Consider the following 24,283-nt stretch of genomic DNA (forward strand, 5'->3'; position numbering starts at 1 on the left):
GTGACGACCGGTTCGTCAGGGCAGTCTCCCTACAAATATATCAACATATCGGGATGGAACGAGACGATCCCGTCGCCCTACGCGAGTTCAGTCTCGATGGTCGCACGTCGCTCCCGGATTTCGTCCGCCGCGATCGTGACCTGGTCGTCGCTGACCGAGAGCCTAAGCGTGCCGTCGTCGGTCGCGGAGCCAAGGGAGACGACCGGGGCGACGCCGTCGAACGCCTCCCGGACCGCTGCGGGCGAGTCGGTCTGGATCAGCGCGCGACCCGGCTGTTCGTGGAAGAGCGCCCCGAGCGCGTCACCAGCCGGAATCGACACGTCGAGGCCGGCGTCGTCGGTCACCATCTCCGCGAGCGCGACCGCGAGGCCACCGTGGCTCACGTCGTGCACCGCGAGCGTCGCCTCGTCGTCCGCGACGGCCGCCAGCGTCTCGACGAGTTCAGCCGGTTCGCTCGGTAGCGCGGGGAACCGATCGCTGCCGTCGAACTGCGCGAGGTACTCCGAACCGCCGAGGCTGAACTCTTCATCGTCGCCGTCGAGCGCGCGGTCGCCGACGAGGAGGAGTTCGCTCTCGTTGGCAGCCCGGACCGACAGCGACGGCGCGTCGTAGCCCGCTTTCGTCCCGACCATCGCGAGCGTCGGCGTGGGCGGGATGGGGCCGGCGACGGAGTCGTTGTACAGCGAGACGTTGCCGCCGACGACGGGCGTCGAAAGGGTCGCGCACATGTCGGCGAGTCCGTCGACGATGCCGGTGAACGCGCCGTAAACGTCGGGTTTCTCTGGGTTGCCGCCGTTGAGGCAGTCGACGGCGGCGAGCGGCGTCGCGCCCGTAGCCGCGATGTTCGTCGCGTTCTCGAGTGCGACTGCGCGTGCGCCGTCGTAGGGCGCGGCGGCGGTCCAGTTCGGTGCCGCGCCGGAGGAGATGGCGAGGCCCTGCTCGGCTTCTCTGATGGCGATAAGAGCCGCGTCGTCGCCCGGCCCCACGCTCGTCCGGACGCCGACCTCGTGATCGTACTGGCGGTAGACCCACCGCTTCGAGGCCGTGTTCGGGCTCGAGACGACGGCGTTGAAGGCGTCTTCGATTGCAGCGTCAGGGAGGTCGGTCTCGGGCGTTGCAGGTTCCACAGTAGGGAGGTCGTTCATCGGCGCGCCTTCGCCAAGGAAGTGCGCGTCGACGTCGACGACGGTCTCGTCTCGGTGGGTACAAACGTAGTTGCCCTCAGTGACCTCGCCGATCACCGAACAACCCAGATCGAAGCGCTCTGCGATTTCGCGGACGCGATCGACGTTCTCGGGGTCGACCTCGTAGCACATCCGTTCCTGAGACTCGGCGAGCAGGATTTCGAGCGCGGACATGTTCGGCTCGCGCTGGTGGACGCGCTCGAGTTCAATTTCGGCACCGAGGCCGCCCTTGGCGACGAGTTCACTTGAGGCACCGCCGAGGCCGGCGGCACCGAGGTCGCGAGCGGATTCGATCAGGCCCTCGTCGACGAGTTGCTCGTTGGCCTCGATAAGGAGTTTCTCGGCGTAGGGGTCGCCGACCTGGACCGCGGGGCGGTCTTCGGTTTCGGCGTCCTCGGCCAGGTCTTCGCTGGCGAAGCTCGCGCCCCCGAGGCCGTCGCGGCCGGTCGCGTTGCCGACGAGCACGAGTTTGTTGCCCGGTTCCTGGGCCTCGGCGGTGACCAGTCGCTCCTCGTTCGTCAGGCCGACGCAGGCGACGTTCACCAGCGGATTGCCCTCGTAATCGGGATGGAAATCGACGCTGCCGGCGACCGTCGGGACGCCGATGCAGTTGCCGTAGTGACTGATCCCCTCGACGACGCCCTCGAGCAGGTACCGCGAGTGTTCGCGACTGAACTCGCCGAAGTAAAGCGAGTCCGCAAGCGCGATGGGATAGGCACCCATCGAGAGGGTGTCTCGGACGATACCGCCGACGCCGGTTGCCGCGCCGTCGAACGGGTCGACGTAGGAGGGATGGTTGTGGCTCTCGATCCCCATCGTGATGTATGTCCGCGACCCGTCTCCGTCTCCGTCCCCGCTCTCGGTTGCACCCGTTTCCTCGGTCGTGCCGTCTCCCGCACCGTCGTCCCGCTCGGGCAGGGCAACGACGGCCGCGTCGTCGCCCGGGCCGATGACGACCTGCTCGCCCTCGCTCTCGAACGCCGACAGCAGCGGTCTCGAGGAGCGGTACGCGCAGTGTTCGCTCCAGAGGTTCTCGAACAGCGCCGCCTCCGCTCGGGTTGGCTCTCGCCCCAACTCCTCGACGACGAGTTCGCGATCCGAATCGGCAAGGCTCATTCACCTAGGTGATGAAAGCCGGGGAGTAAATGGGTTTCCATATCCATAATCGTGGATATCCGTACATGTGCCAGCGAATTACGAACCGCCCGGCGGACCGAGGCGCTTTTCATCAGGCGAGATAAACGTACGGGCGTGCTGTCGGTCGAACTTCACGCCCACTCGGCGCTGTCGTACGACGGCCGGGACCCGATCGAACTCATCTTGGAACAGGCCGAAGCCGTCGGCCTCGACGCGATCGCCGTGACGGACCACGACGAGATCGACGCGAGTCTCGAAGCCGCCGACCGCGCCTCCGCGTACGGCCTGGTCGGCATCCCAGCCATGGAAATCTCGAGCAAAGCCGGCCACATCCTTGGCTTCGGCCTGGAGGAAGCCGTCCCACCCGGACTCTCCTACGAAACGACGCTCGCGGAGATCCACGATCAGGGCGGCCTCGCCGTGATTCCCCACCCCTTCCAGGAATCCCGCCACGGGGTCATGGCCCGCATCTCGCGCGACGAACTCGCGATGGGCGACGCCATCGAGGTCTACAACTCGCGGCTCCTGACCGGTCGCGCCAACCGCCAGGCCGAGCGCTACGCCGCCTCCCGAAACCTCCCGATGACCGCCGGCAGCGACGCCCACATCAGCGAGATGGTCGGCCAGGCCGTCACCCGCGTCGACGCCGACGAGCGGTCCGTCGACGCCATCCTCGACGCCATTGCGGCCGGCCGAACCTCCGTCGAAGGCAAACGAACCCCCTGGCGAATCAGTTTCCGTCAGGCCGCCGGCGGCGTCTCCCGCCGCGTCCGAAACAGCGTCATGGGACTGTTCCAGTGACACGATCACTCCGCGGTACCGACCCCGAAACCGTTCGCGCGGCGCTCGACACCGGCGACCCGCTCCCCGGCACCGCCGGCTTCGCCGGCGAACTCGACGGCGAACTCGTCCGCGACACCCTCGGGCGCGTCCCGCTGTTCGTCGAGGCCGACCGCGACCCGACCGACGCGTGGGCTTTCGACCCGGCCGAACTCGACGACCCCGTCCAGTTCCCCGCCGGTGCCGTCGCCGGCCCGGACGATTCGACGCCCGAACGGCGCTGGACGCTTCCGGACCCCGATCCGATCACCGACCGCGAGCGTGCACTCGACGAACTCGAATCCGCGATCCTGTCCGCAACCGACGAGTTCAGAACCGACACCACCAGCGTCGCCGTCGCCTTCTCCGGCGGCGTCGACTCCGCGCTCGTCGCCGAACTCCTCGACGCTCCGCTTTACGTCGTCGGCTTCCCCGACAGCCACGACATCGCCGCCGCCCGCAGCGCCGCGGACGCGATGGATCGCGATTTGACCGTCGTCGAACTCGACCCGACCGACCTCGAACGCGCGGTCCCCGCGGTCGCACGCGCCACCGGCCGCACGAACGCGATGGACATCCAGATCGCGCTCCCGCTCTACCTGGTCGGCGAGCGCGCCGCGGCCGACGGGTTCGACGCGCTCGCGGTCGGCCAGGGCGCGGACGAACTCTTCGGCGGCTACGAGAAGGTGGTCAGACTCGACCACCGCGTCGCGGCCGAGACGACGCGCGGAGCCGTCCGCGAACAGATTCGAAGCCTCTCCGATCAGCTTCCGCGCGACGTTCGCGCCATCGAAGCGACCGGGCTCGAACCCGTCGCGCCCGTGCTCCACGACGACGTGGTCAGTGCGGCACTTTGGCTTCCCGACGAACTCCTCGCGGACGAGGAGACGCGAAAGCGTGGACTCCGAGCGGTCGCGGCGGACTACCTCCCGACGGAAATCGCCGAGCGGGACAAGAAAGCGGTCCAGTACGGCAGCCTCGTCGCTCGTGAACTCGATCGGCTGGCCCGGCAGGCGGGGTACAAACGCCGGATGGACGACCACGTGACGAGGTACGTCGAGTCGCTTTTGGACGGCTAGAGCGGCTCCCGTCTGTATCAGGGCTGCAGGACCGCAGGATTTCAGGACGGCATCGGGCACAGACTCGCGGTGAAGATCACCGTCTCGTCGGTCTCGTTTTTCGCGCCGTGAGCGACGCCCCGTTCGTGGTGGACGACACCCGGTGCTTCGACCGGTTCCTGCTCGTCACCTTGCAAGACCGTTACCGTTCCCTCGAGAACGTGAAAGACGTTCGTACTCGTCCCGTGTTCGTGCGCATCGAGTTCAGCGCCGGGGCCGAGTGCGAAGGCCTTGACGAGCGCGTCGTCGCTGACGACGAGTTCGGCCGTTTCGAGGTCGCCCGGGTTCGGATCGAGATCGGCGACGGCGTCGTCGTATCTATCGAGTGCGATGGGCATGATGCGCCGAGTGGTTCGCACTCGAGACAGATAAAGCGAATCGTGAGAATCGTGAGAATCGTGAGAATCGCGGGAATCGTGGTCGCGGTGTGTCGCCGTCAGTCTTCGACTTCGGTCGGCAACCGGTCGTCGGGTTCGTCGGAAGTGTGCTCGTTGACGGTTCGGCGGTTCGTCTCGCCGATCCGGTCTGCGATCTCGCCGACGACTTCCTCGACGGATTCCTGAACCGGGCTCTCGTCGTCCTTGACGAGCGCACCCTCGCTGCCCTCCGCGCCGAAGTCGGGGTGGATCGGGATCTGGCCGATCAGCGGCACGTCGTACTTCTCGACGATCGAGTTCGCGCCGTCGGTGCCGAACAGGCCGTGCTGGTCGCCACAGCTCGGGCAGACGAACGAACTCATGTTTTCGACGACGCCCAAGACGGGCGTGTCGTGCTTGTTGAACATCTGGATTCCCTTCCGGGTGTCCTCCAGGGCCATCTCCTGAGGCGTCGTAACGACGACGGATCCCGTCACCGGCATCGACTGGAGCAGGTTGAGCGTCGCGTCGCCGGTCCCCGGGGGCAGGTCGACGATGAGGTAGTCGAGGCGACCCCATTCGACGCCTTCCAGGAACTTCATCATGAACTTATTGACCATCGGGCCGCGAAGGATCGCCGGGTCGTCGTCTTCCTCCGTCATGAAGCCCATACTGATGACGCGCACGCCGTCGGAACGGGGCGGCACGATGTCCTCGCTCGGCGTGACGCCGGGTTCGCTCTCGACCGGCAGAATCTTCGGGATGTTCGGCCCGTGAATGTCGGCGTCGAGGATACCGACCATCGCACCGCGCTTTTCGAGGCCGGCCGCGAGATTCGCCGCGACCGTCGTCTTTCCGACGCCACCCTTCCCGGAGGCGACCGCGATGACGTTGCGCACGCGGGGGAGAACCTCGTCGTCGAAGCCGTGTTCCTCGCCGACGTGGGCCCGCAGGTCAACCTCAAGTCCGGCCTCGTCACAGATTTCGCGGATCTGGTTCCCCAGTTCCATCTCGGAGGGCGCGTACGGCGCGTTAAACGCGAGCGAGATACGGGCCGTTTCGTCCTCGATCCGAACGTCGTTGACGAGTCCCAGCGAAATGATGTCCTCGCCGATGTCCGGGTCTTCGATCCCCTCGAGTTTGATCTTGAGTTCGTGTTCTGTGATACTCATACTGTCTGTGTCTGTTAGTCAATTGGAGGGCGTCGAGCGGGATACGTGTGATGGTTCAGGGTGACCTATCGATCGGTGTACGGAGCCCCATCGCGTGCCGATCATCGAATATATTCGGGACCTGAACTCGGAAACCGGAACCCGGAAACTGCGGAGACAAACGGTTGAACGAGAACAGAGCCGATACGATACCAGAGCGACCGGACTGGACGGTCGACGGACGACGAGAAACGAGAGACGATAAACGTTGATCACTTCGAGTTCACTCGAGACGAACTCGTGTGCGTATCGACGGAGAAAAATCGAACCGAAGTCGTCGGTGAACGGGCTCCGTTACGGGCCGGGAGCGGTGATCGGTTCGGGCATACCGCCGTAGAAGAGGATGCCGATCAGCATGGTAATGAAGAACATGCCGACCCACATCGATGTGGTTAACCCGACGAGGTAGGTCACGCCGAGCAGTCCGGTCTTCGTATCGCGCGGTTTCCCGACGAACCAGGCGATGAGCATGATGTAGACGGGAACCAGGATGATGGCGAAGATGACCCAGGTCCCTTCGTTGGCGAAGCCGGTGAAGCCCTCAGTACCGTCGTAGTTGTGGTACAGAACGGTCGAGAGGGCAGTCATCAGTGTTGGGATGAGGCTCATGCTTTCACCTCCGGTTCGGTCTCGGTTTTAGTTGTCTCTTCGTGACCATGCTCGTGGTCGTGCCCGCCGGTCAGGTGTTCGATCGCGTGGAGCTCGACCACGGGGACGAGCTTCGCGAGGTTGAGGAACAGGAGCGCAACGAGAGAGGCCGTTCCGACGAGCGACAGGATCTCGATCAGGCTCGGGAAGTACGTGCCGGGCGTTGCGGTGTAGATGTCGAACGTCGGGTGGAAGAACCCTTCGACGACGAACAGGATCTTCTCGGTCAGCGTCCCGGCCAGGATCGCACAGCTGGCGATGAGCGCTCGCGTCTTACTGAACAGGGCGGGACGGATTGCCTGCAGGAAGATGTACACGAGCGTCAGGAAGATCATCGTCATCGCGACCTGGTAGGCCGGGTGGGCCATCTTCCCCTCGGCAGCGTGTGCCGTGTTGAGCGGGCCGAGGAAGACGCCGTTGAGAACGGACTGCAGCTGGAACCACAGGAACAACAGCGTGAAGAAGCCGAGCCACAGGAGCAGGCCGCGGAAGATGTCGTCCGTGATGATGTGCTCCCAGTTGTAAACGCGTCGGAACGTATACGAGATGATCATCACGCCGCTGATCGCGGACATCAACGCGATACTCAGGAACATCGGTCCCTGAATGCCACCGGTCCAGGCTGGCATCGCCGGCAGCAGCGAGAACAGCCACGGGATGACGCCGCCGTGGAGCAAGAGCGGAGCCATGATGATGACAGCCGCTGCAAGCCACCAGACCATCCGCTGGATGATTTCGTCTTCCTTCTCGGAATAGCCGAACGTGATAATCTTGTAGATCGGCTCGAATTTATCCGGCAGATCGTCGCGCAACCGGTTGACGTCGTACCGGATCGTCAGACCGAGGTAGGTCGCCGACAACACGAAGTAGGCCGTAATGACGGTCACGTCCCACACCAGCGGCGAGTTGTTAACCGTGATGTGGAAGTGGCCGAGAACGCTCGTGACCATCCGGTCCGGACGGCCCATGTGGACCAGAATGTAGAATCCGGCGGCCGAAAGGCCACCGATCGTCGTCATCTCCGCGATACGAGCGACCGGCATATACCGGTCCATTCCGAGGAGTCGAACGGACGCAGATAGGATGATCCCGCCGTGTGCGACGCCGACCCACCAGATGAACGCGCCGATGTACAGTCCCCAGGTCGCACCGCCACCGGTACCCCAGTCCCCGAGGCCGGTGACGATCAGGCCCTTCTGGAGCTGGTAGGCCCAAGCGATGAGGAAGGCGATGAGTCCCAGTGCTGCAACGCTGTAGACCGCGAGGTACTTCTTCGAGAACGTCCCGATGGGGCGAAGAATATCCGCCTTGGATGGCGTCTTGGTGCTCATAAACTCACCCCGACATCACCGACGGTGCCCTCGTCGAGGACTTCCTCCTTGCGGTTGTCGACGAGGTTCGGTTCGGATCCGTCGGCACGCTCGTAGTGGGTATCCTCGTATGCGACCGGGCCCTCGACCTGTTCAGCGTTCGGACCGGGTTCATTACCGAGGTACGCGACGTTCGGGTTGGTACCGACGTCTTCGAGCAGCCGGAAGTTCGACGCCGGAGTACCGGCGAAGGCTTCGAGAGCGTTCTGTGCATCGCGTTCGTCCGCGCCCTCGAACTCTTCGTCTTCGTCAGGTTCGTCGGCGAGATCGAGTCCGACCAACACTTCCTGACTGTCGAGGTCGAGTCCGTGTTCCTCGAGCACGTCGAAGATCTCGATGATGTTCTGCTCGTAGTCGACAGAGTCGGCATCGCCTTCGCCGAAGTTCTCGGTGACGATCTCGGTCGCTTTCATAAGCTGAAGCGTTTCTTCGTCGAGGTCTTGGGACGCCTCGAGAACGGACTCGAGATCGGCGTCGGCATCCGCGAGATCCTCTTCGAGACCGGCGACCTCCGGGATTGCACTCTCGGCACCGATCTGAACCAGTGTTCGGCTCCGGCTTGGGTTATCCAGGTACCGCTGCGGGTCGCTTTCCTCGTCGCGCATGTTGCCGAACTGGATCGCGTCCGGCGGACAGGCGTCCTCGCATGCGGAGGTACCGACCTTATCCTCGCCACTTAATCCGTCCTGGCGGGACGGGCACATGGTACACTTGCTCATCGTTCCGCGCGGCGAACGGCTGTCGACCCAGCGACCGCGCTTGTCGACCATCATGTCGCCTTCGCCATCGTGTTCCGGGTTCGCTGCGATCTCCTCGGTGGAAACGTCCGGTTCGTCCCACTGGAAGTAGTTGACCCCGTAGGGACAGGCGACCTGACAGTACCGGCAGCCGATACAGACGTCGTAGTCGGTCAGCACGAGGCCGTCCTTGTCCCGCGTGTGGCGGGCCGTCGTCGGACAGACCTTCTCACACGGCGCGTCGGTACAGTGCTGACACGGTCGGACAAGGCGATTTTGGCTCGTGTCCGCACCGCCGTCCTCGTAGTCGAGGACGTACATCCAGTTGACACCCTGATCGAGATTGTTCTCCGAGGCACACGCCTCGACACAGGAGAGACAGCCGTCACAGCGTTCGAGGTCGATCGCCATGCCCCACTGGGTGTCGCCCTCCCGGTGGGCTTCGGTTGCGTGCCCTCCCGATTCGTCGGCGACGTTCGGCTGACCGCCTTCGGCGGTCCCCCAGGCACCGAGACCGACGGCCGCCGCGCCGACGCCCATCTTCTTCATCACGTCGCGGCGACTCTCGTCGCCGTCGCCGTCGAAGCTCTTGAGCATCTCGGCGAAGCCGCCGGCGTTCTTCTTGGCCTCCTCGTAGGCCTCCTCCGTCGGGCGGTCGTCGACGCCGAACTCATCCATCACGTCCTCGTGATATTTCTCGTGGAAGTCGGCTTCCGACAGCTCGCCCTTGGTGACGCGCATCGCGTCCTTGGCCATCTCCATACCGAGGTCGCTATCGTACTCGGTATCGTCGAGCATCGTCTCGAGTTCATCCTCCCACTCTTGGCCGAGTGGGTGGAACGATTCATCGTCCGTACTCATCTGCTTAGAACACCTCTTGACATACGATTCCAGTCATGTCGTGAGTACGCAACGGCACCCACTTGAATACGTTCATTTGCGGTTCCTCTACAGCGCACTCACAACTTGAGCCCGATGAACCGTCGAGCCGATTTCCACGTCGTGAGAATGGGGGCGAACATATTCGTACATATAAAGGGACAAAAATGGACGCGCAAACACCTATTTCAGCTAACAGGTCCACCTTGCGTCGGTTTCAGGCGAACGGTTCTTCGAGTGACTCGTCGGCCGTCGTCTCGGGGATCTGATCCACGAATCGTTTGATGATCGCTTCCTCGGCGCGGTGAAGCGTCTCGCTGCAGGTCGACTTGGCGATACCGAGATGGTCAGCCAGATCCGTCAGCGAGCACCGCCGGGGCGTGTCGTAGTAGCCCTCCCTGACGGCGGTGACGAGAACCTCGAGCTGGCGGTCCGAGAGAAGCTGACTCTCGTGGAGTTGTTCGCTGACGGTGTCGATCTGGTACTGGAGCCCGAGCCGGTCGAACTGTTCGGCGAGTTCAGCGAGTCGGTCGCGCGAGCCGGTGACCGTGACGGTGGCGCGACCGTCCTGGATCGTGACGGGGAGCTCGATGGGCATGCCGGCGTCGCGAGACGAGAACAACAGCAGGGGTTCGGTCGTTTCGAAGTGGACGGTGGCCTCGCCATCGCTGCGCTGGGTGAGCGTGAGTTCGGTGAGCTGCGGGTGGGAGTTCATGTCCTGTAGCGCGTGCTCGACCGCTGGACCCGAGAGACGGACGAGTGCGAACCCCGTCTCCGTGTCGGGAACGGCGGCAAGAACTCGAAACGTGGTATTCGGATGCGCCGCCGATACCTGCTGAATCCAGACGTGGTCTGGCAACGTGAGGGTGAGTGTCGCCTGCGCCATGGCAATCGGTATCTGATGGTTGGAAGGAAACGAACGAATAGGTTCGGCGCGTTCCTATTCCGTGGGAATCGTCGGTCGAGACAGGCAGTCGAACGGCGTTCAGCACCGATGTCGCGGTTGTGGAGTCACAGCGGCAGGTGCGACCGAACGTCCGCAGTGAGTCTCGCAGGTTCCTCGTGGGGAACCCAGTGACTGGTTCCGGAATAGCGCTTGAGTCGCCCCTGTGCACACACGCCGACGCTCTCGTAGGCGAGTTCAGGAACCAGCGCGGCATCGCCGTCGCCCCAGACGACGAGGGTCGGCGCGTCGACGAGGGTGTCTCGAGTCCCGGCGCGCGCTCGGACAGGCGGGTAGCGGCCGCCCGCACGATACCAGTTGAGCATCCCCCTCCGCGCACCTGCCTGGCCCCAGGCGCGACGGTAGTGTGCCAGTTCCGACGTCGAGACCGTTCCGGGTGGGGCAGTGCCTCGAAACAGCCGTTCGAGCAGACTGAACTCGCCGGCTTCGAGGAGCCGCTCGGGGATCCAGGGGAGCTGAAACGCGAACGCGTACCAACTTCGCCCCACCTGCTCGGGCGTCGATCGAAGGACGCGCTGGAACGCGACCGGATGCGGTGCGTTGACGGCGACGAGTCGGTCGACGACATCAGGGTAGCGCGTGGCGAGGGTCCACGCGACGATTCCGCCCCAATCGTGGCCGACGACGGATGCCGCCTCGCGGCCTTCGGCGCGAATGAGATCGACGATATCCCGCGTCAAGTATCGCAGCCGGTACGCGCTGACATCGGTCGGTTTCTCGCTGCGATTGTACCCGCGCTGGTCGGGAACGACGACCCGGTAGCCCGCATCCAGCAGCGCCTCGAGTTGGTGTCGCCAGCCGTACCAGAACTCGGGAAAGCCGTGTAACAGGACGACGAGCGGTCCGTCCGGGTTTCCACCGACGACGACGTGCAAGCGAACGTCCGGAAGATCGCGCGTCATCGATTCGACGGCAACTGACGGGAGGGCCGACGCGTCGGTCGCGGGCGGGTGGCTATCGGTGCGTGCCATACGGAGAGCATTCACGCGGGACTATTGAATGTCAGCCAACACGAACTCGTCGCGTAGACTGCGGGGTGGCCCCGCGGATAGCCACCAGCGGCGCTACGTCCAGACGCGCAGACACTCCGTCGAACAGAAATGCAAGTCGATCTGTTCGTCCGCCGCCCCGGCGACGTGCGTCGTAAGGGTATATGCAACGTCGGTTGCCTGGCAGTTATCGCACTCCATACCCGCACCAGTAGGACAACCCGCTTGAGTATGCACTCATTAGCGCGTCCTGAACTCGCAACAGTTGTTGCGAGCCCGCTACGGCGGTCGGTAAATAACTCATTGAACGGCGGGAATCGACGGAAATCGAGGGAGTCGGCGTCCCTACGCCGGCGCGCCGCCGTCGACCTCGAGTAACTCGTGATAGCGATTGCGGATCGTCACTTCGGAGATGCTCGCGACCTCGCTGACATCGTTCTGGGTCACTTTCTCGTTCGTCAACAGCGCACCGGCGTAGACGGCTGCGGCGGCGAGGCCGACCGGCGACTTGCCGCTGTGGATACCCGACTCCTTCGCCGTCTCGAGTAGGGTCCTGGCGCGGCGTTCGGTCTCGTCGGAGAGTTCGAGATCGCTCGCGAACCGAGGGACGTAGCTCACCGGATCGGCGGGCTGGACCTCGAGCCCGAGTTCGCGAATGACGTAGCGGTAGGTGCGGGCGATTTCGTCCTTTTCGACGCGGCTGACGCCGGCGATTTCGTCGAGGCTGCGCGGGGTCCCGGCCTGTCGGGCCGACGCGTACAGCGACGCGGTCGAGACGCCCTCGATCGAGCGACCGGGGAGCAGGTCTTCTTCGAGTGCGCGTCGGTAGATGACCGACGCCGTCTCCCGGACGTTCTCGGGCAGACCGAGCGCGCTCGCCATGCGGTCGATTTCGCCAAGTGCCTGTTTGAGGTTGCGCTCCTTGGAGTCGCGGGTACGAAACCGCTCGTTCCAGGTACGCAGACGCTGCATCTTCTGGCGCTGGCGGTTCGACAGCGAGCGGCCGTAGGCGTCTTTGTCCTGCCAGCCGATGTTGGTCGAGAGCCCCTGGTCATGCATCATGTTCGTCGTCGGCGCACCGACGCGGGACTTTTCGTCTTTCTCAGCGGCATCGAACGCCCGCCACTCCGGACCACGGTCGATCTCTCCTTCCTGAACGACGAGCCCGCAGTCCGTACAGACGGTTTCAGCGTGCTCGGCGTCGGAGGCGAGGCGGCCACCGCACTCCGGACACTGCTCGTGCTCGTGTTCGTGTTCCTGTTCTCGTTCTCGGTCTTGTTCGTCCCGTTCGCGCTCCGCCGGCTGGCTCGTCCGTTCGCCGGAACCCGCTCGCTCGGTCTGACGCTGCTCGTCGCTGCGAGTTCGAATGCTGGAATCAGTCATTGTAATGAATCCGATCGAACCGTCGCTGAAAACGCTCTCTCGTAGCCAGTGTAACGGCTGTCGGAAACTTAAAGACTGTGATCGTACAGGTAGTGAACGCGCGTCCGAGCGAGTAATCCGTCGTTCACTATGTGAGTCCAGGCCACGCGATGGCGGGTCCAGTGAACTCGACTGCACCGATCGCCGCCGCGTTGCACTGACACTGCCCAGCGTATCGAAACGCTTACTCCCCGCAGGGCGGTTCGGACACGTATGAGCGACGACGCCGACGCCGTCAATCCCGAGGCGGTCCGCCACGTCGCGGACCTGGCTCGCGTCGATCTCGAAGCCGACGAGGTCGAGGCGTTCACCGGCCAGTTCGCGGACATTCTCGAGTACTTCGAGACCTTAGACGAGGTTCCGGAAGTCGAGCGCGAGGCCGACCTCACGAACGTCATGCGCCCCGACGAGGTACGTGACTCCGTAGACCGCGAGGCGGCACTCCAGAACGCACCCGAGACCGAGGACGGCTTCTTCAAGGGGCCGAACGTCTCCTGATCGACGCTACCAGCACATGGCTGATACCATCTTCATCACCGACGAGCGAATCGACGGCGACACCGATGCGGACGGCCCACTCACCGGCCGCACAGTCGCCCTCAAGGACAACATCTCGACCGAGGGCGTCAGGACGACCTGCGGGTCTGCGATGCTCGAGGACTACGTCCCGCCCTACGACGCCACGGTCGTCTCCCGACTCAAAGACGCCGGCGCGACCATCGTCGGCAAGACCAATATGGACGAGTTCGGCATGGGCACGACCACCGAAACCTCGGCCTTCGGCCCGACCGACAACCCCGCCGCACCGGGCCACGTTCCCGGCGGCTCCTCCGGCGGTTCGGCCGCCGCCGTCGCCGCCGGCGAGGCCGAACTCGCGCTCGGCTCCGATACGGGCGGCTCGATCCGCTGTCCGGCCGCGTTCTGCGGCGTCGTCGGCATCAAGCCGACCTACGGCCTCGTCTCGCGCTACGGCCTCGTCGCCTACGGCAACAGCCTAGAGCAGATCGGCCCCTTCGGCGAGACCGTCGAAGACGCCGCCGCGCTGCTCGACGTCATCGCAGGACCGGACGACCGAGACGCGACGACTCGAGCGGTGGAACTCGACGGGGAGAGCTACGCCGACGCCGCAACCGGCGACGTCGACGGCCTCACGATCGGCGTCCCAACCGAACTGGTCGAGGGCGCAGACGAGGGCGTCGTCGACACCTTCTGGGACGCCATCGCTGAACTCGAGGCCCAGGGCGCAGAGTACCACGAAGTCTCGCTCCCGTCCGTCGAGCACGCCGTCGAGGCATACTACGTGATCGCGATGTCGGAAGCCTCGTCCAATCTCGCCCGTTTCGACGGCGTTCGGTACGGACCTGCCACCGACGCCGACGGCAACTGGAACGAGACCTTCTCGGCAGTCCGCAAGGAGGGCTTCGGCGACGAGGTCAAGCGCCGAATCCTTCTCGGGACGTACGCACTCTCGGCCGGCTACCACGACAAGTACTACAAGAAAGCGCAGGATGCCCGTGCGTGGGTCAAACAGGACTTCGACGAGGCGCTTTCGGAAGCCGACGTGCTCGCCTCGCCGACGATGCCGGTTACCCCGTTCGAACAGGGCGAAAGCCTGGATGACCCGCTGCAGATGTATCTTGCAGACGCGAACACCGTTCCCGTGAACCTCGCGGATCTCCCCGCGATTTCGGTTCCGGCCGGCGAAAGCGACGCCGACGGCCTCCCCGTCGGCCTGCAACTCGTCGGCCCGTCCTTCGGTGAGGAACGGCTCATCCGGGCCGCAAGCGCGCTCGAATAATCGAGCAACTGAGTTGAGTGGCCCGGGCCGGTGACAAGAGCAGGGGAAGGGGCAGGACTTTTCGTCGCTAACTCGGCGTCCCACGTACCGATCGACAGTTCCGTAAAATCGAAGCAGCGGCCGCTCTATTCGATCTATTCCTCGTACGCGAGGTTCATGATCCACTGCGAGAACGCATCGCTGTTTGGATCGACCTCCTCCTCACCGATAAACGGCGAGAGCATGTCCCCGGCCATCAAGAGCGTGAAATCCAGATCGCGAGCGGTCGGCGTGATGTAGTAGGTGTTGTGCCCGTTGTAGACCGTGTCCTCCCGGTCGACGAGTTCGTATTCGACGAGCGACTCGACGATCCGACTACCCTTGCGCGAGGAGACATCGAGTTCTTTCCAGAAGTCGCTTTGGTGGATACCGCCGGTTTCGCGAACGAGTTCCAGGCCGGCGTATTCGTCCTCGGAGAGTTCTGCTTCGGCCGCAGAGACGCTCACGGTGACCACCTCTTCGTCTCCATGCTCGTCGCGACAGGCAGGTGTGCGTCCATGTGCGTATGAGAGGCAGGGAGCCGCTTAAATGTGCCCTTCGACGCCAGTGTCATTCGTTTCGACGAGTCGTCGTTCCGAACGCCTGATCGGCACCGGTTACGGGCCCAACCAACCGCTCGTGGTCGAGTTCGACCGGCCGGTACGGCGTTTCGCAGGGCGGCCCATCGGCGAACCGATAGGTCGCTTCGGCCGGCCGCTCCGGCGTTGCTGCCCCCGGTCCGACCGCCAGCAGCGAGGACGACCGCGTCCCATAGCCATCGCCGTGAACGCAGACGCCGAACTCGTGATCGCCGAGGACGGTACCGGCGCGGGTGAGCCACTCGGTGACGGATTCGTCCGCATCGGCGGCGAGTTCAGCGCGAACCCGTTGTGCGTTGTCGGCCTGCGTTCGTCCGACATCGAGTCGACTCGACGGCAGATCGACGTCGTCGTCGACGGCGACGTTAACCACGACGTGAACGCCCGGGTCGAACTCGGTGACGGAGAGGTCGCCGTCCCACTGGTAGCAGACGGCCGCGGCCGCGTCGGCGATCACGAGCGAGAAGCCCTCGTACTCGTCGGCGGCCGTCGCGTCCTCGACGATCGCGGTTGCGTCCGAGACGGAGCGCGCTTCGAGGACGTCCGCGACGAGCAATCCCCGCGACCGGTCGCCGGCGAGGTCCGCGTCGGTCCACTTGTTCGTGATGCCGGCGGCGACGCCGAACTCGTTGTAACCGAGCCAGGTGCCGCCGGATTCGGCGTCCCGAGGAGCGACGACGAGCGGGTCCTCGCCGTATATCTTGGGCGGAAGCGAGTCGCGGTCGAGAGCCTCGTCACGGTTCGCGGCGACGGCGACCGGTGCGTCGTCGAAGACCTGCCAGGCGAGCGTCAGTGTACACACAGCCGGACTAGGGGACCGAGCGTCTTAACTTCGGTCCGCCGCTGCACGCTCGGAGTGCGCTCGGAGTTCGCTCGAAGAAACTGTCGGAGCGACTAAGAAGCCGCTACTCGATCGATTTCGCCCGGTTCTGGAAGTCGCCGCCACACTCCTCGCACTCGCCGGGATTCGTCTCGGCCTCGACTATTTGCCCGCACTGAAGACACTCGTACTCCGACGTTATTTCCGAGGTGTCGTCTTCGACGTCTTGACCGTGGGGCATACGCTCGTATTTGGTGTCCAGATGTAAATACTGACCGCGGGGTACGCCGTTGACATCCTCGACGGATCCCGCGCTGAGACGCCCCGTATGTAGCCCGATTCGGAATCATCCGCCGTCGCGGAGCTGCGCCAGCGTCCCGGGAGCGGATCGCTGATCTCGACCCGGGACTACCAGGGCGACGCCGTCACGTCGACGCCGATCTCGCGCAATCGATCCCGAGCCGCGTCCCGATCGACCGTCCCTGAATGCGTTCGCGGGAGTTCGTCGACGACGCCGATCGTCTTCGGACGCTTGAAGCCGGCGAGGCGGTCGTCGCAGCGTTTGCGAACCGACTCGACCGCGAGCGATGCCGTCTCCTCGCCCGGCACGACGAGCGCGCCCACCCGCTGGCCCCACTCCTCGTCTTGGAGGCCGACGACGGCGGCCGCCTCGATTTTCGGATGAGAGCGCAGCGCCTCGATCACTTCGCCGGGGTCGACGTTCTCACCGCCCGTGACGATGCGATCGCTGCGTCGATTAAGAATCCACAACCGCCCCTCGTCGTCGCGGTATCCGACATCTCCCGTCCGTAATCCCCGGTCGCAGAAGGCGTCCGCCGTGCGTTCCTCATCGAGATAGCCCGGCGTCACCGTCGGCCCCGAGACGACGAGTTCACCTGGCTCGCCGGTCGGAACGGGATCGCCGGTCTCGTCCACGACCGCCACGTCGGTGACGACGAGCGACTGGCCGACGGTCCCCTCGTGGGCCGTCGCCTCCGACGGCGTCGCGGTCGTGATCTGGGAGGCCGTCTCGGTCATGCCGTAGGTCGGATAGACGGGCACGCCCGCCTCGCGACAGCGCTCGATGAACTCCGTCGAGGCCGGCGCGCCGCCGAGGAGGACGAACCGGAGCGATTCGGGCGGCTTCCAGCCGGCGTCGAGTAACCGCTTGCCCATCGTCGGGACCAGCGAGACGCCGGTGATCCCGAACTCGTCCATTGCGCGGGCCGTCGCGCGGTCATCGAACGTGCGCTGGACGACGGCAGTCGTTCCGTACAGCGCGGACCGGATCACGGGCGCGATTCCGCCCATGTGGTACATCGGGAGACAGCAGAGCCACCGGTCGGCGGGATCGACACCGAGCCGAAACGCCGAGGCGGTCGCGCTGGCGACCAGATTTCCCACCGTCAACCGGACGATCTTCGGCTCGCCGGAGGTGCCGGACGTGAACATGAGCAGCTGTGTGTGATCACGATCGAGTTCAGCTGATTGGATCTCGACCTGCGGCTCGCCTGCGGTCGACTCGTTCGACTCGTTCGAGTCGGTATAGAGATGGCCAGCCGACAACGCCGTGACGCCCTCGGTCGTCGGGTCGTCAACTGACAGGATCGGCGTCGAGTCGGCGACGAGTTCGCTCGCGGTCGATGCCGTCTCGCGCTCGCAAACGAGCGCGTCAAGGTCGAGCCGGTCGGCTTTCGCGGCCAGTTCGGACGCGGTTTCGCGGACGTTCAGCGGGGCGAGGGTCGCGCCGCGTCGCATCGCGGCGAAAAAGAGGGTCGCGAAGGCGGGACGGGTGTCTATGAGAACGCCGATGCGACTGTCGGGGACGCGATCGACGGCCGCCTCGAGTGCAGTGGCCGTTCGATCCACCCGCTGGGTGAACTCGGCGAAGGTCCACGCGGTGTCCGTTTCGATGTCGATCAGCGCCCGGCGCTGTGGCGTCGCCGCCGCGCGGTGGGCGAGGAGGTCCTGCGTCGGCCACTCGAGGTGCGCGGGAGTCATTCCTGCCACACCCCTTCGACGCCGAGGCCTTTCGCCTGCGGGACGACGGCGGCACCGCTCTCGAAGAGCACGGGATCGCGACCGAGGTCCTCGGCGAGCAACTCGCCGGTTGCGAGCCCGCAGGCCGGAACGTTGGGGATCGCCGCCGCGAGGTGGACGGCACCCGTTCGTGCGACGACGCCGTCGATCGTCGTCGTCACCAGCGGCGTCACGCCGAGTTCGGCGAACCAGGCTGCGATCTTCCGTGCGATATCGATCCCGCCGAGTGCCATCGGCTTCAGGACGGCCACGTCGGCGGCCTGGGCCTCGCAGATGGCGTCGACGCCATGTTCGAGTACGCCTTCATCGAGTGCGACCGAGACGGTGCCGGCCGCTCGCTCTCGAAGGTCGGCGTGTCCCGCGAGCGCGCCGGCCGGAAGCGGCTGTTCGAGAATCGAGACGCCCAGCTCGGCGAACGCGTCGATCGCTCGGGCCGCCTCCTCGAACGTCCAGGCTTCGTTCGCATCGACGCGGAGTTCGACATCGGGGCCGACGACCTCACGCGTTCGCCGGACGCGGTCGATGTCGGCCTCGACCGACCGACAGCCGGCTTTGAGCTTGCAACAGTCGAAACCGCGCTGGACCGCGGCTGCTGCCTGATGGGCGGTTTCGTCCGGCGGTCCGTCGCCGATCGTCGCGTTCACCGGAACGCGGCCGACCATCGGTCCCTGACCGATATACCGGTACAGCGGCGTCGCCTGGCGGGTCGCCTGCAGATCTGCGAGCGCGAGCGACACGCCGTGTCGGGCCGCACCGTTTCCCGCGACGGCCTCGAGCGCGTCTTCCGGTCCGCCACCTTCGAGTGCCCGCTCGGCGCGGTCGAGCGCTGCCTCGCAGTCCTCGATCGGTTCGGTCCAGCCGGGAAGCGGCGTCGCCTCGCCGTAGCCGGCGGTCGGGGAGGCAGCGTCGGTGCCGTCGACGATCCGAACCAGAAACCCCTCGCGGACGTCGATCGACCCGGCCGCAGTTTCGAGCGGCGACGTCAGCGCGAGCGAGAACCGCCGATACGCGAGTTCGAGATCGCAGTTGGCGTTCGCGTCCGCCCCCACGGTTAGATCACCAGTCCCCCGGCGAACAACGCCGCGTACAGCGCGAGGAGCTTTCCGGTCGCCTCGAGCGCGGGATTGAGTGCCTCGCCGTCGGTTCTGGTCCAGAGCGTCCGCGCGATCGACGCCGCGTAAGGCAGCGAAACGAGCGGCAACAACGCGCTCGCTCCGAGTCCTTCGCCGAGCCAGAGCCACACCGGAACGAGGTACGCCAGCGCGAGCAGCGCGGTGAACTCGATGCGGCTGCCGCGATAGCCGAGTCGGACGGCGAGCGTGCGTTTGCCCGTCTCTGCGTCGGTTTCTAAGTCGCGGACGTTGTTGACGACGATAATCGCCGTCGAGAGGGCGGCGACGGGAAGGCTCGCGAGAATCGCCTCGCGAGTGACGGTTCCCTCGGGAAGCGTCGTTGTGAGGGGTTCGACGGCGGCAGCGGCGGCCTGCACGTAGAACGTCCCGACGACGGCGACGACGCCGAAGAAGACGAAGACGAAGAGATCGCCGAGCCCGTGGTAGCCGAGCGGATAGGGGCCGCCGGTGTACGCCCAGCCGCAGAAGACGCTCACGAGGCCGACGACGAGGATCGGCACGCCGCCGACGTAGACCAGGTAGGTGCCGGAACAGATCGCGAGCGCGAACGTGATAATCGTCGCGAGTTTGACCTGCCGGGCCGGGATGAGTCCCGCCTGCGTGACGCGGGTGAACCCGTCCCGATCCTCGGTATCCGCGCCGTTGATCGCGTCGTAGTAATCGTTCGCAAAGTTCGTCCCGATCTGAATCAGCGCAGCACCGACGAACGCAAACAGCGCCGGCAGCAGTTCGAAGACGCCCTCGGCGGCCGCAACGCCCGAGCCGACGATAACCGGTGCCGCGGCCGCGGGCAGGGTCTGCGGGCGTGCAGCCAGTAGCCACGCCTTCGGACGTGACAGTTCGACCTCAGCCGTGCTCATGGGTCAAGTGTCCGACTCGAGAGAGTGTCAACGTTGGCATTGCAGCCGAACATGTGCCCTGTCAGCACGGCTACCGTCGACGCTAATCGACTAATTTCCGGTGTCGCCGCCCTCAGCACCGTCTGGCACCTCGAACGTCACCGCTTCCATCTCCAGAAACGCCGTCTCGTAGCCTTGATGTCTGGCAACCTGGGGCGGCGAGTCGACGGAAACGGTTACGGAGTCGCCCGAACGGATGGCCGACGACGACTCCGAATCGGACGTATCCGATCCTGTCCCCGACACCACGACGCCGTAATGGTGTCCGTACTCGCTATCGAGCGTCTGCTCGAGTTCGTGCTCCACGACAAGGTCACCGTCGCGCTCGATGGAAGCGGTGAGCGCGGCGTCGGGAAGCGGCACGCGGTTGTAGGGGGTTCTGGGGGAGACGAGGAGGTACTGCTCGGGGTTCTGGGTCCGGTTCTCGTCGCCGGCCAAGCGCGTCAAGTCCGATTCGTCGGTGTCGGCGTCGGCCTCGAACAGGACGGCGACGATCGGCGCATCGTCGCTGCGCGGGAGTTCGGCGGCGGCAGTCTCTTCGCCGTCCGCGCCGGCGGACGCGTCGCCAACGAGACGAGTTCCCGCGTACGCATCGACCGCGGGAACGGTCGCATACGGCACGTGTGCGTGATCCATCTCGCTTTCGTGTTCGGCGTTGCCGCCAGCGTCGTTCTCACTCCTATCACCACCATCATCACCATCACCATCACCACCACCACCATCGGCACCGGCACCCATCGGCTCCAATGCCCCCCGCTCTCCCCACCGATCCCGCTCGAGATAGTCGATCTCGCCGATAACCTGGTCTCTGAACTCGTCGTCGTACTCGAACTCGAACGTCCCCGTCGCGCGCTCTTCACCTCGCCCCGCCAGCGCGCCGGTGCGCCGGACCGAAAGCGGCGGGATCGTCACCTCGACTTCGTAGGTTCCGTCTCCCGGCAACCCAACGTTATCCCCGAAGTGAAAACCCATCTCCTGTGAGAGCATCGCCCACGGCGACACCGGCGAGCCGACCCGCTCGCCGTCCGATCGAATCCGAAACTGAATGCCGTCGTCGACCGGCACCACGAGCCCCGTCTCCCGATCCTGGACTGTGATCATCATGTGTACGCCGCGCCCGACATCTGGCGTCTCGCGCTCGACCGCCGCGTCGTCGCTGCCGGCGATCGTCCAGAACGGATGCGGATACGAGAGCATCGGAACGAACCTGAACTCGCCGGCCGTCACGGGCTCTCCGACCCGCATCGCCTCCCGGTGGGTCGGCAGGAAGACCGCGTTCGGCGGGTCTTCGACGGTCACCGTCGGTTGTCGGCCGCCGTAGTCGCCGTCTTGCTCCTCGTCGTCTCCGCCCCCACCGAGGCCGAGACAGCCCGCGAGTCCCGTCGCGAGCGCTCCCGATATCGCACCGGTTCGCGAAAGAAGCGTCCGACGGGTGGCCGTCGTAGTCGTGTCCGTAGCCGGGGCCAGGACAGGGCCTATTGCCGTCCTTCGATCGCTGCTTCCGGCTGAATCGTCCGCGGTCGGATCGTCGGGAGCCATATTGTGTAGTTTTCGCTATCGAACGGGCGTCTTGGGGCCCTCACGAGTTCGGTGCCGCCGGCGGCAGCGCCCGCAACGACCGCGGCGGCAGCAAGTAGTTCCCCCGTCTGTTGACGAACAGGTAGTGGAGGATGCCGTTGTTCGCCGACGAGACGTCGAGGTCCGCGCCGGTCATCGCCTCGCGGACGCGAACGAACTCGCCGATGCCCCGCTGGAGCGCGAGGAAGTGCTGTCCCGGCCGATCGCCGTCGACAGTGCTGAAATCGCGGCGCAGGAGCGGCGGGTTGCCGTCTTCTCTCGCCCCGGCGGCCTTCTGTGCGTGGCCGACGACGCCGTGTTCGCGCGCGGCGTCTTCGGCCGATGCGATCCCGTCGTCGGTTACGCCGCTCGTGTCCGCGAGTTCGTCGCCGACCTCGCCGACGAGTTCGTCCGCGGCGTGGGTCGGGCTGAACAGTTTCGAGACGCGCTGGTGGTGGTTGTCCTGACCGAACCAGACGTCGAGTTGGATGTCCATCGAGGAGACGTGCTGGGTCGTCCCGCCGGCGAACGGGCCGGCGTCGATCGTCACACGGTCCTCGCTCGCCTGCGTGCGGGCGAAGCCGGAGCGAAAGCCCATCAGGAACGGTGCGTCCTTGGGGACCGACTCGGGGACGCCCGGAACGTCGGTCTTCGACGCCGGAAGCCCCGCGCCGACGAAGCCGGTCCGACGGCGGTCGTCGTGGCGGTCGAAGACGCCGGTGAGGTCAGTTTCGAGGTCGATTCCGTTGAGTTCATTCCGGTCGCCGAACAGGCCCTCCTCGGCGGCGAGAACGACGTCCGGCCGGTCGCTCGCGAGGTGGAGCAACGCGTCGAACTCGTCGAACGCGGGGTCCTCGCGCGCCGTCAGTGCTTCGGGTGCCGGTAGATCGACCGAGTCGGGCAGCGAGCCCTCGAACCGGTCGAAGTACGCGGGCGTGTAGCCGAGCGTAAAGACCAGCCCCTCGTGGCTCCACTCGTAGGCCCGCTCGAGCGTCCGCAGCGCGGTTTCGGTCGTTTGGCGGGCGTCCTCGCTCGGCGCGGTCGTGCTGTCGTCACCGTTGTTGCCCTCGGCGTCGCCGGCCGCATCCGACGCGAGCGATAACGGAACCAACGCGTGATGCTCGGGCAACTGCACGTTCCCGTCCTCGTCGCGCGCGCTGAACTCGTTCCAGGCGTGCTGGCGCGCCGGCAGCGAGTCGGGGTCGTCCGTGCCGGCGGGAACGGGATCGGGATCGTCGTCTCCGTCGCGAGTCACGTCGAGACAGGCGCTGAGGGCGGCCCCGCCGCCGACGGCGACGAGCGCCCGAACGTACGCCCGGCGGGAGAGGGCAGACCGGTCGGGGAGCGTCACAGTCACCACTACCGTCGCGCAGGGTCCAAAGCGTTACTCCTTTCGAGCGAACGACCGCTACGAAAAAGCCGCCCACGCTGAACTCGCGACAGCCCGCTGCCGTCGCCGCTACGACTCGTACGGTCTACTGTATCGATTTCCCAACGCAACCCAGGGCAATTCGCGGGTGCGGCGAACTGACTGCCGGCAGTTCGTCTCAGTAGTGCCAGGGGAACTCGTCGAACTCCGGTTCGCGACCCTCGACGAAAGCGTCTCGGCCCTCCGCGGCCTCGTCGGTCATGTACCCCAGCCGGGTCGCTTCGCCGGCGAATACCTGCTGGCCGACCATCCCGTCGTCGGTCATGTTAAAGGCGTACTTCAGCATCCGCATCGCCGTCGGGCTCTTGGCGTTGATACGCTCGCCCCACTCCAGGGCCGTCTCCTCGAGTTCAGCGTGGGGCACCGCTTCGTTGACCATGCCCATCTCTGCCGCCTCCTCGGCGCTGTACGTTTTGCCGAGGAAGAACACTTCGCGGGCCTTCTTCTGGCCGATCTGCTTGGCCAGGTAGGCCGAGCCGAAGCCGGCGTCGTAGCTCGCCACGTCGGGATCGGTCTGGAGGAACTTCGCGTGCTCCTCGCTCGCGAGCGTGAGGTCGCAAACGACGTGCAGCGAGTGCCCGCCGCCGACGGCCCAGCCCGGTACGACGCAGACGACGACCTTGGGAATATGGCGGATGAGCCGCTGCACCTCGAGAATGTGCAGGCGTCCCTGCTCTGAAGCGCGCGCGGCCTCGCTCTCCTCGTCCTCGCCCGTGTACTGGTAGCCGTCCTCGCCGCGAACCGTCTGGTCGCCCCCGGAACAGAACGCCCAGCCGCCGTCCTTCGAGGACGGCCCGTTCCCCGTCAGGAGAATACAGCCCACGTCCGTCTGGCGCTTGGCGTGATCCAGCGCGTCGTACAGTTCGTCCACCGTTCCCGGCCGGAAGGCGTTTCGCACGTGGGGCCGGTCGAAGGCGATCCGCACCGTCCCGGAGTCGACCGCCCGGTGGTAGGTGAGATCGCGGAAGTCGAACTCGTCGATCGGCTCCCAGCGGTCCTCGTCGAAGAGTTCCGAAACCATCGCCCGTGTGTGGGGGACGAGTCCTGATATAGTATCGGTTCTCGCCGGTCGTCTCGTCTGCAACCCGTCGCACCCGTCGCGGGTCAGCGTGCAACGGCCCGGACGGTGAACTCGCGGTTACAGATTACAGATTAC

At 65.4% G+C, this 24,283-nt stretch carries 23 protein-coding genes; 4 read left to right on the forward strand and 19 right to left on the reverse strand.

Going from position 1 to position 24,283, the window contains the following annotated elements:
- Positions 1–77: 77 nt before the first annotated feature.
- A complete protein-coding gene (gene purL, locus SM755_RS05530; RefSeq protein WP_323171779.1) occupies positions 78–2,300 on the reverse strand; it encodes a phosphoribosylformylglycinamidine synthase subunit PurL in 2,223 nt (740 codons plus the stop codon).
- A 135-nt stretch (positions 2,301–2,435) separates the two neighbouring features.
- Here purL and SM755_RS05535 point away from each other — a divergent pair, with 135 nt between their 5' ends.
- Both SM755_RS05535 and SM755_RS05540 read left to right on the forward strand, forming a co-directional pair.
- Positions 2,436–3,122, forward strand: a complete 687-nt coding sequence (locus tag SM755_RS05535; protein ID WP_006663757.1) for a PHP domain-containing protein — start codon at positions 2,436–2,438, stop codon at positions 3,120–3,122.
- Positions 3,119–4,219, forward strand: a complete 1,101-nt coding sequence (locus SM755_RS05540) for an asparagine synthase-related protein (RefSeq protein ID WP_323171780.1) — start codon at positions 3,119–3,121, stop codon at positions 4,217–4,219. The genes SM755_RS05535 and SM755_RS05540 overlap by 4 nt, the downstream gene beginning before the upstream one ends.
- A gap of 41 nt (positions 4,220–4,260) precedes the next feature.
- Here the strand turns inward: SM755_RS05540 and SM755_RS05545 are convergent, their stop codons facing one another.
- The 9 genes from SM755_RS05545 to SM755_RS05585 all read right to left on the reverse strand — a co-directional run bounded on the left by SM755_RS05545 (position 4,261) and on the right by SM755_RS05585 (position 12,795).
- Positions 4,261–4,596 carry a cupin domain-containing protein gene (locus SM755_RS05545; RefSeq protein ID WP_323171781.1) on the reverse strand — a complete coding sequence of 112 codons (336 nt, stop codon included), beginning with the start codon at positions 4,594–4,596 and terminating at the stop codon, positions 4,261–4,263.
- Positions 4,597–4,694: 98 nt separating this feature from the next.
- The gene (locus SM755_RS05550) at positions 4,695–5,786 is read right to left on the reverse strand and encodes a P-loop NTPase (RefSeq protein ID WP_006663754.1); all 1,092 of its coding nucleotides are present in this window, start codon (positions 5,784–5,786) and stop codon (positions 4,695–4,697) included.
- 333 nt (positions 5,787–6,119) lie between these two features.
- On the reverse strand, positions 6,120–6,434 hold the full coding sequence (locus SM755_RS05555) for a hypothetical protein (RefSeq protein ID WP_006663753.1): 315 nt from the start codon (positions 6,432–6,434) through the stop codon (positions 6,120–6,122).
- A complete protein-coding gene (gene nrfD / locus SM755_RS05560; protein WP_006663752.1) occupies positions 6,431–7,804 on the reverse strand; it encodes an NrfD/PsrC family molybdoenzyme membrane anchor subunit in 1,374 nt (457 codons plus the stop codon). The genes SM755_RS05555 and nrfD overlap by 4 nt, the downstream gene beginning before the upstream one ends.
- Entirely contained in the window at positions 7,801–9,441 is a 1,641-nt protein-coding gene (locus tag SM755_RS05565) for a 4Fe-4S ferredoxin N-terminal domain-containing protein (protein ID WP_323171782.1), read from the reverse strand. The genes nrfD and SM755_RS05565 overlap by 4 nt, the downstream gene beginning before the upstream one ends.
- Before the next feature lie 235 nt (positions 9,442–9,676).
- On the reverse strand, positions 9,677–10,345 hold the full coding sequence (locus SM755_RS05570; RefSeq protein WP_323171783.1) for a helix-turn-helix domain-containing protein: 669 nt from the start codon (positions 10,343–10,345) through the stop codon (positions 9,677–9,679).
- Positions 10,346–10,470: 125 nt separating this feature from the next.
- Positions 10,471–11,394, reverse strand: coding sequence for an alpha/beta hydrolase (locus tag SM755_RS05575; protein ID WP_323171784.1), 924 nt, complete (start codon positions 11,392–11,394; stop codon positions 10,471–10,473).
- A gap of 93 nt (positions 11,395–11,487) precedes the next feature.
- Entirely contained in the window at positions 11,488–11,613 is a 126-nt protein-coding gene (locus SM755_RS05580) for a hypothetical protein (protein ID WP_006663748.1), read from the reverse strand.
- Between the two features lie 144 nt (positions 11,614–11,757).
- Positions 11,758–12,795 carry a transcription initiation factor IIB gene (locus tag SM755_RS05585; RefSeq protein WP_323171785.1) on the reverse strand — a complete coding sequence of 346 codons (1,038 nt, stop codon included), beginning with the start codon at positions 12,793–12,795 and terminating at the stop codon, positions 11,758–11,760.
- 252 nt (positions 12,796–13,047) lie between these two features.
- On the opposite strand from SM755_RS05585, the gene gatC reads away from it, so the two are divergent.
- Positions 13,048–13,332, forward strand: a complete 285-nt coding sequence (gene gatC / locus SM755_RS05590; protein WP_323171786.1) for an Asp-tRNA(Asn)/Glu-tRNA(Gln) amidotransferase subunit GatC — start codon at positions 13,048–13,050, stop codon at positions 13,330–13,332.
- Between the two features lie 16 nt (positions 13,333–13,348).
- Complete coding sequence (gatA, locus tag SM755_RS05595; RefSeq protein ID WP_323171787.1) at positions 13,349–14,632, forward strand: Asp-tRNA(Asn)/Glu-tRNA(Gln) amidotransferase subunit GatA; 1,284 nt, start codon at positions 13,349–13,351, stop codon at positions 14,630–14,632.
- Positions 14,633–14,766: 134 nt separating this feature from the next.
- Here the strand turns inward: gatA and SM755_RS05600 are convergent, their stop codons facing one another.
- From SM755_RS05600 to SM755_RS05640, 9 genes are all read right to left on the reverse strand, one after another.
- The gene (locus SM755_RS05600) at positions 14,767–15,117 is read right to left on the reverse strand and encodes a hypothetical protein (protein ID WP_006109160.1); all 351 of its coding nucleotides are present in this window, start codon (positions 15,115–15,117) and stop codon (positions 14,767–14,769) included.
- 103 nt (positions 15,118–15,220) lie between these two features.
- Positions 15,221–16,051 carry an NRDE family protein gene (locus SM755_RS05605; RefSeq protein WP_323171788.1) on the reverse strand — a complete coding sequence of 277 codons (831 nt, stop codon included), beginning with the start codon at positions 16,049–16,051 and terminating at the stop codon, positions 15,221–15,223.
- Positions 16,052–16,154: 103 nt separating this feature from the next.
- Positions 16,155–16,310 (reverse strand): rubrerythrin-like domain-containing protein, encoded by a 156-nt coding sequence (locus SM755_RS05610; protein WP_323171789.1) that lies wholly within the window; start codon positions 16,308–16,310, stop codon positions 16,155–16,157.
- A gap of 167 nt (positions 16,311–16,477) precedes the next feature.
- Positions 16,478–18,070 (reverse strand): o-succinylbenzoate--CoA ligase, encoded by a 1,593-nt coding sequence (gene menE, locus SM755_RS05615; RefSeq protein WP_323171790.1) that lies wholly within the window; start codon positions 18,068–18,070, stop codon positions 16,478–16,480.
- On the reverse strand, positions 18,067–19,158 hold the full coding sequence (locus SM755_RS05620; protein WP_323171791.1) for an o-succinylbenzoate synthase: 1,092 nt from the start codon (positions 19,156–19,158) through the stop codon (positions 18,067–18,069). The genes menE and SM755_RS05620 overlap by 4 nt, the downstream gene beginning before the upstream one ends.
- Before the next feature lie 2 nt (positions 19,159–19,160).
- Positions 19,161–20,102 (reverse strand): 1,4-dihydroxy-2-naphthoate polyprenyltransferase, encoded by a 942-nt coding sequence (locus SM755_RS05625; RefSeq protein ID WP_323171792.1) that lies wholly within the window; start codon positions 20,100–20,102, stop codon positions 19,161–19,163.
- Between the two features lie 90 nt (positions 20,103–20,192).
- Positions 20,193–21,680: a hypothetical protein gene (locus SM755_RS05630; RefSeq protein WP_323171793.1), complete on the reverse strand. Its 1,488-nt coding sequence runs from the start codon at positions 21,678–21,680 to the stop codon at positions 20,193–20,195.
- Positions 21,681–21,720: 40 nt separating this feature from the next.
- Positions 21,721–23,049: a Tat pathway signal protein gene (locus SM755_RS05635; protein ID WP_323171794.1), complete on the reverse strand. Its 1,329-nt coding sequence runs from the start codon at positions 23,047–23,049 to the stop codon at positions 21,721–21,723.
- Positions 23,050–23,245: 196 nt separating this feature from the next.
- A complete protein-coding gene (locus tag SM755_RS05640) occupies positions 23,246–24,148 on the reverse strand; it encodes a 1,4-dihydroxy-2-naphthoyl-CoA synthase (RefSeq protein ID WP_323171795.1) in 903 nt (300 codons plus the stop codon).
- Between the last annotated feature and the right edge of the window lie 135 nt (positions 24,149–24,283).

Origin of the sequence: Natrialba sp. PRR66, from assembly GCF_034808065.1 — an archaeon.
In the GTDB taxonomy this organism is placed as follows: Archaea; Halobacteriota; Halobacteria; order Halobacteriales; family Natrialbaceae; genus Natrialba; species Natrialba aegyptia.

Coding starts and splice junctions, on each gene's coding strand:
- SM755_RS05575 (WP_323171784.1), bottom strand. CDS start 11,394: ATGGCACGCACCGATAGCCACCCGCCCGCGACCGACGCGTCGGCCCTC.
- SM755_RS05640 (WP_323171795.1), bottom strand. CDS start 24,148: ATGGTTTCGGAACTCTTCGACGAGGACCGCTGGGAGCCGATCGACGAG.
- nrfD (WP_006663752.1), bottom strand. CDS start 7,804: ATGAGCACCAAGACGCCATCCAAGGCGGATATTCTTCGCCCCATCGGG.
- purL (WP_323171779.1), bottom strand. CDS start 2,300: ATGAGCCTTGCCGATTCGGATCGCGAACTCGTCGTCGAGGAGTTGGGG.
- SM755_RS05580 (WP_006663748.1), bottom strand. CDS start 11,613: ATGGAGTGCGATAACTGCCAGGCAACCGACGTTGCATATACCCTTACG.
- SM755_RS05630 (WP_323171793.1), bottom strand. CDS start 21,680: ATGGCTCCCGACGATCCGACCGCGGACGATTCAGCCGGAAGCAGCGAT.
- SM755_RS05555 (WP_006663753.1), bottom strand. CDS start 6,434: ATGAGCCTCATCCCAACACTGATGACTGCCCTCTCGACCGTTCTGTAC.
- SM755_RS05625 (WP_323171792.1), bottom strand. CDS start 20,102: ATGAGCACGGCTGAGGTCGAACTGTCACGTCCGAAGGCGTGGCTACTG.
- SM755_RS05585 (WP_323171785.1), bottom strand. CDS start 12,795: ATGACTGATTCCAGCATTCGAACTCGCAGCGACGAGCAGCGTCAGACC.
- menE (WP_323171790.1), bottom strand. CDS start 18,070: ATGACTCCCGCGCACCTCGAGTGGCCGACGCAGGACCTCCTCGCCCAC.
- SM755_RS05565 (WP_323171782.1), bottom strand. CDS start 9,441: ATGAGTACGGACGATGAATCGTTCCACCCACTCGGCCAAGAGTGGGAG.
- SM755_RS05550 (WP_006663754.1), bottom strand. CDS start 5,786: ATGAGTATCACAGAACACGAACTCAAGATCAAACTCGAGGGGATCGAA.
- gatA (WP_323171787.1), top strand. CDS start 13,349: ATGGCTGATACCATCTTCATCACCGACGAGCGAATCGACGGCGACACC.
- gatC (WP_323171786.1), top strand. CDS start 13,048: ATGAGCGACGACGCCGACGCCGTCAATCCCGAGGCGGTCCGCCACGTC.
- SM755_RS05545 (WP_323171781.1), bottom strand. CDS start 4,596: ATGCCCATCGCACTCGATAGATACGACGACGCCGTCGCCGATCTCGAT.
- SM755_RS05610 (WP_323171789.1), bottom strand. CDS start 16,310: ATGCCCCACGGTCAAGACGTCGAAGACGACACCTCGGAAATAACGTCG.
- SM755_RS05570 (WP_323171783.1), bottom strand. CDS start 10,345: ATGGCGCAGGCGACACTCACCCTCACGTTGCCAGACCACGTCTGGATT.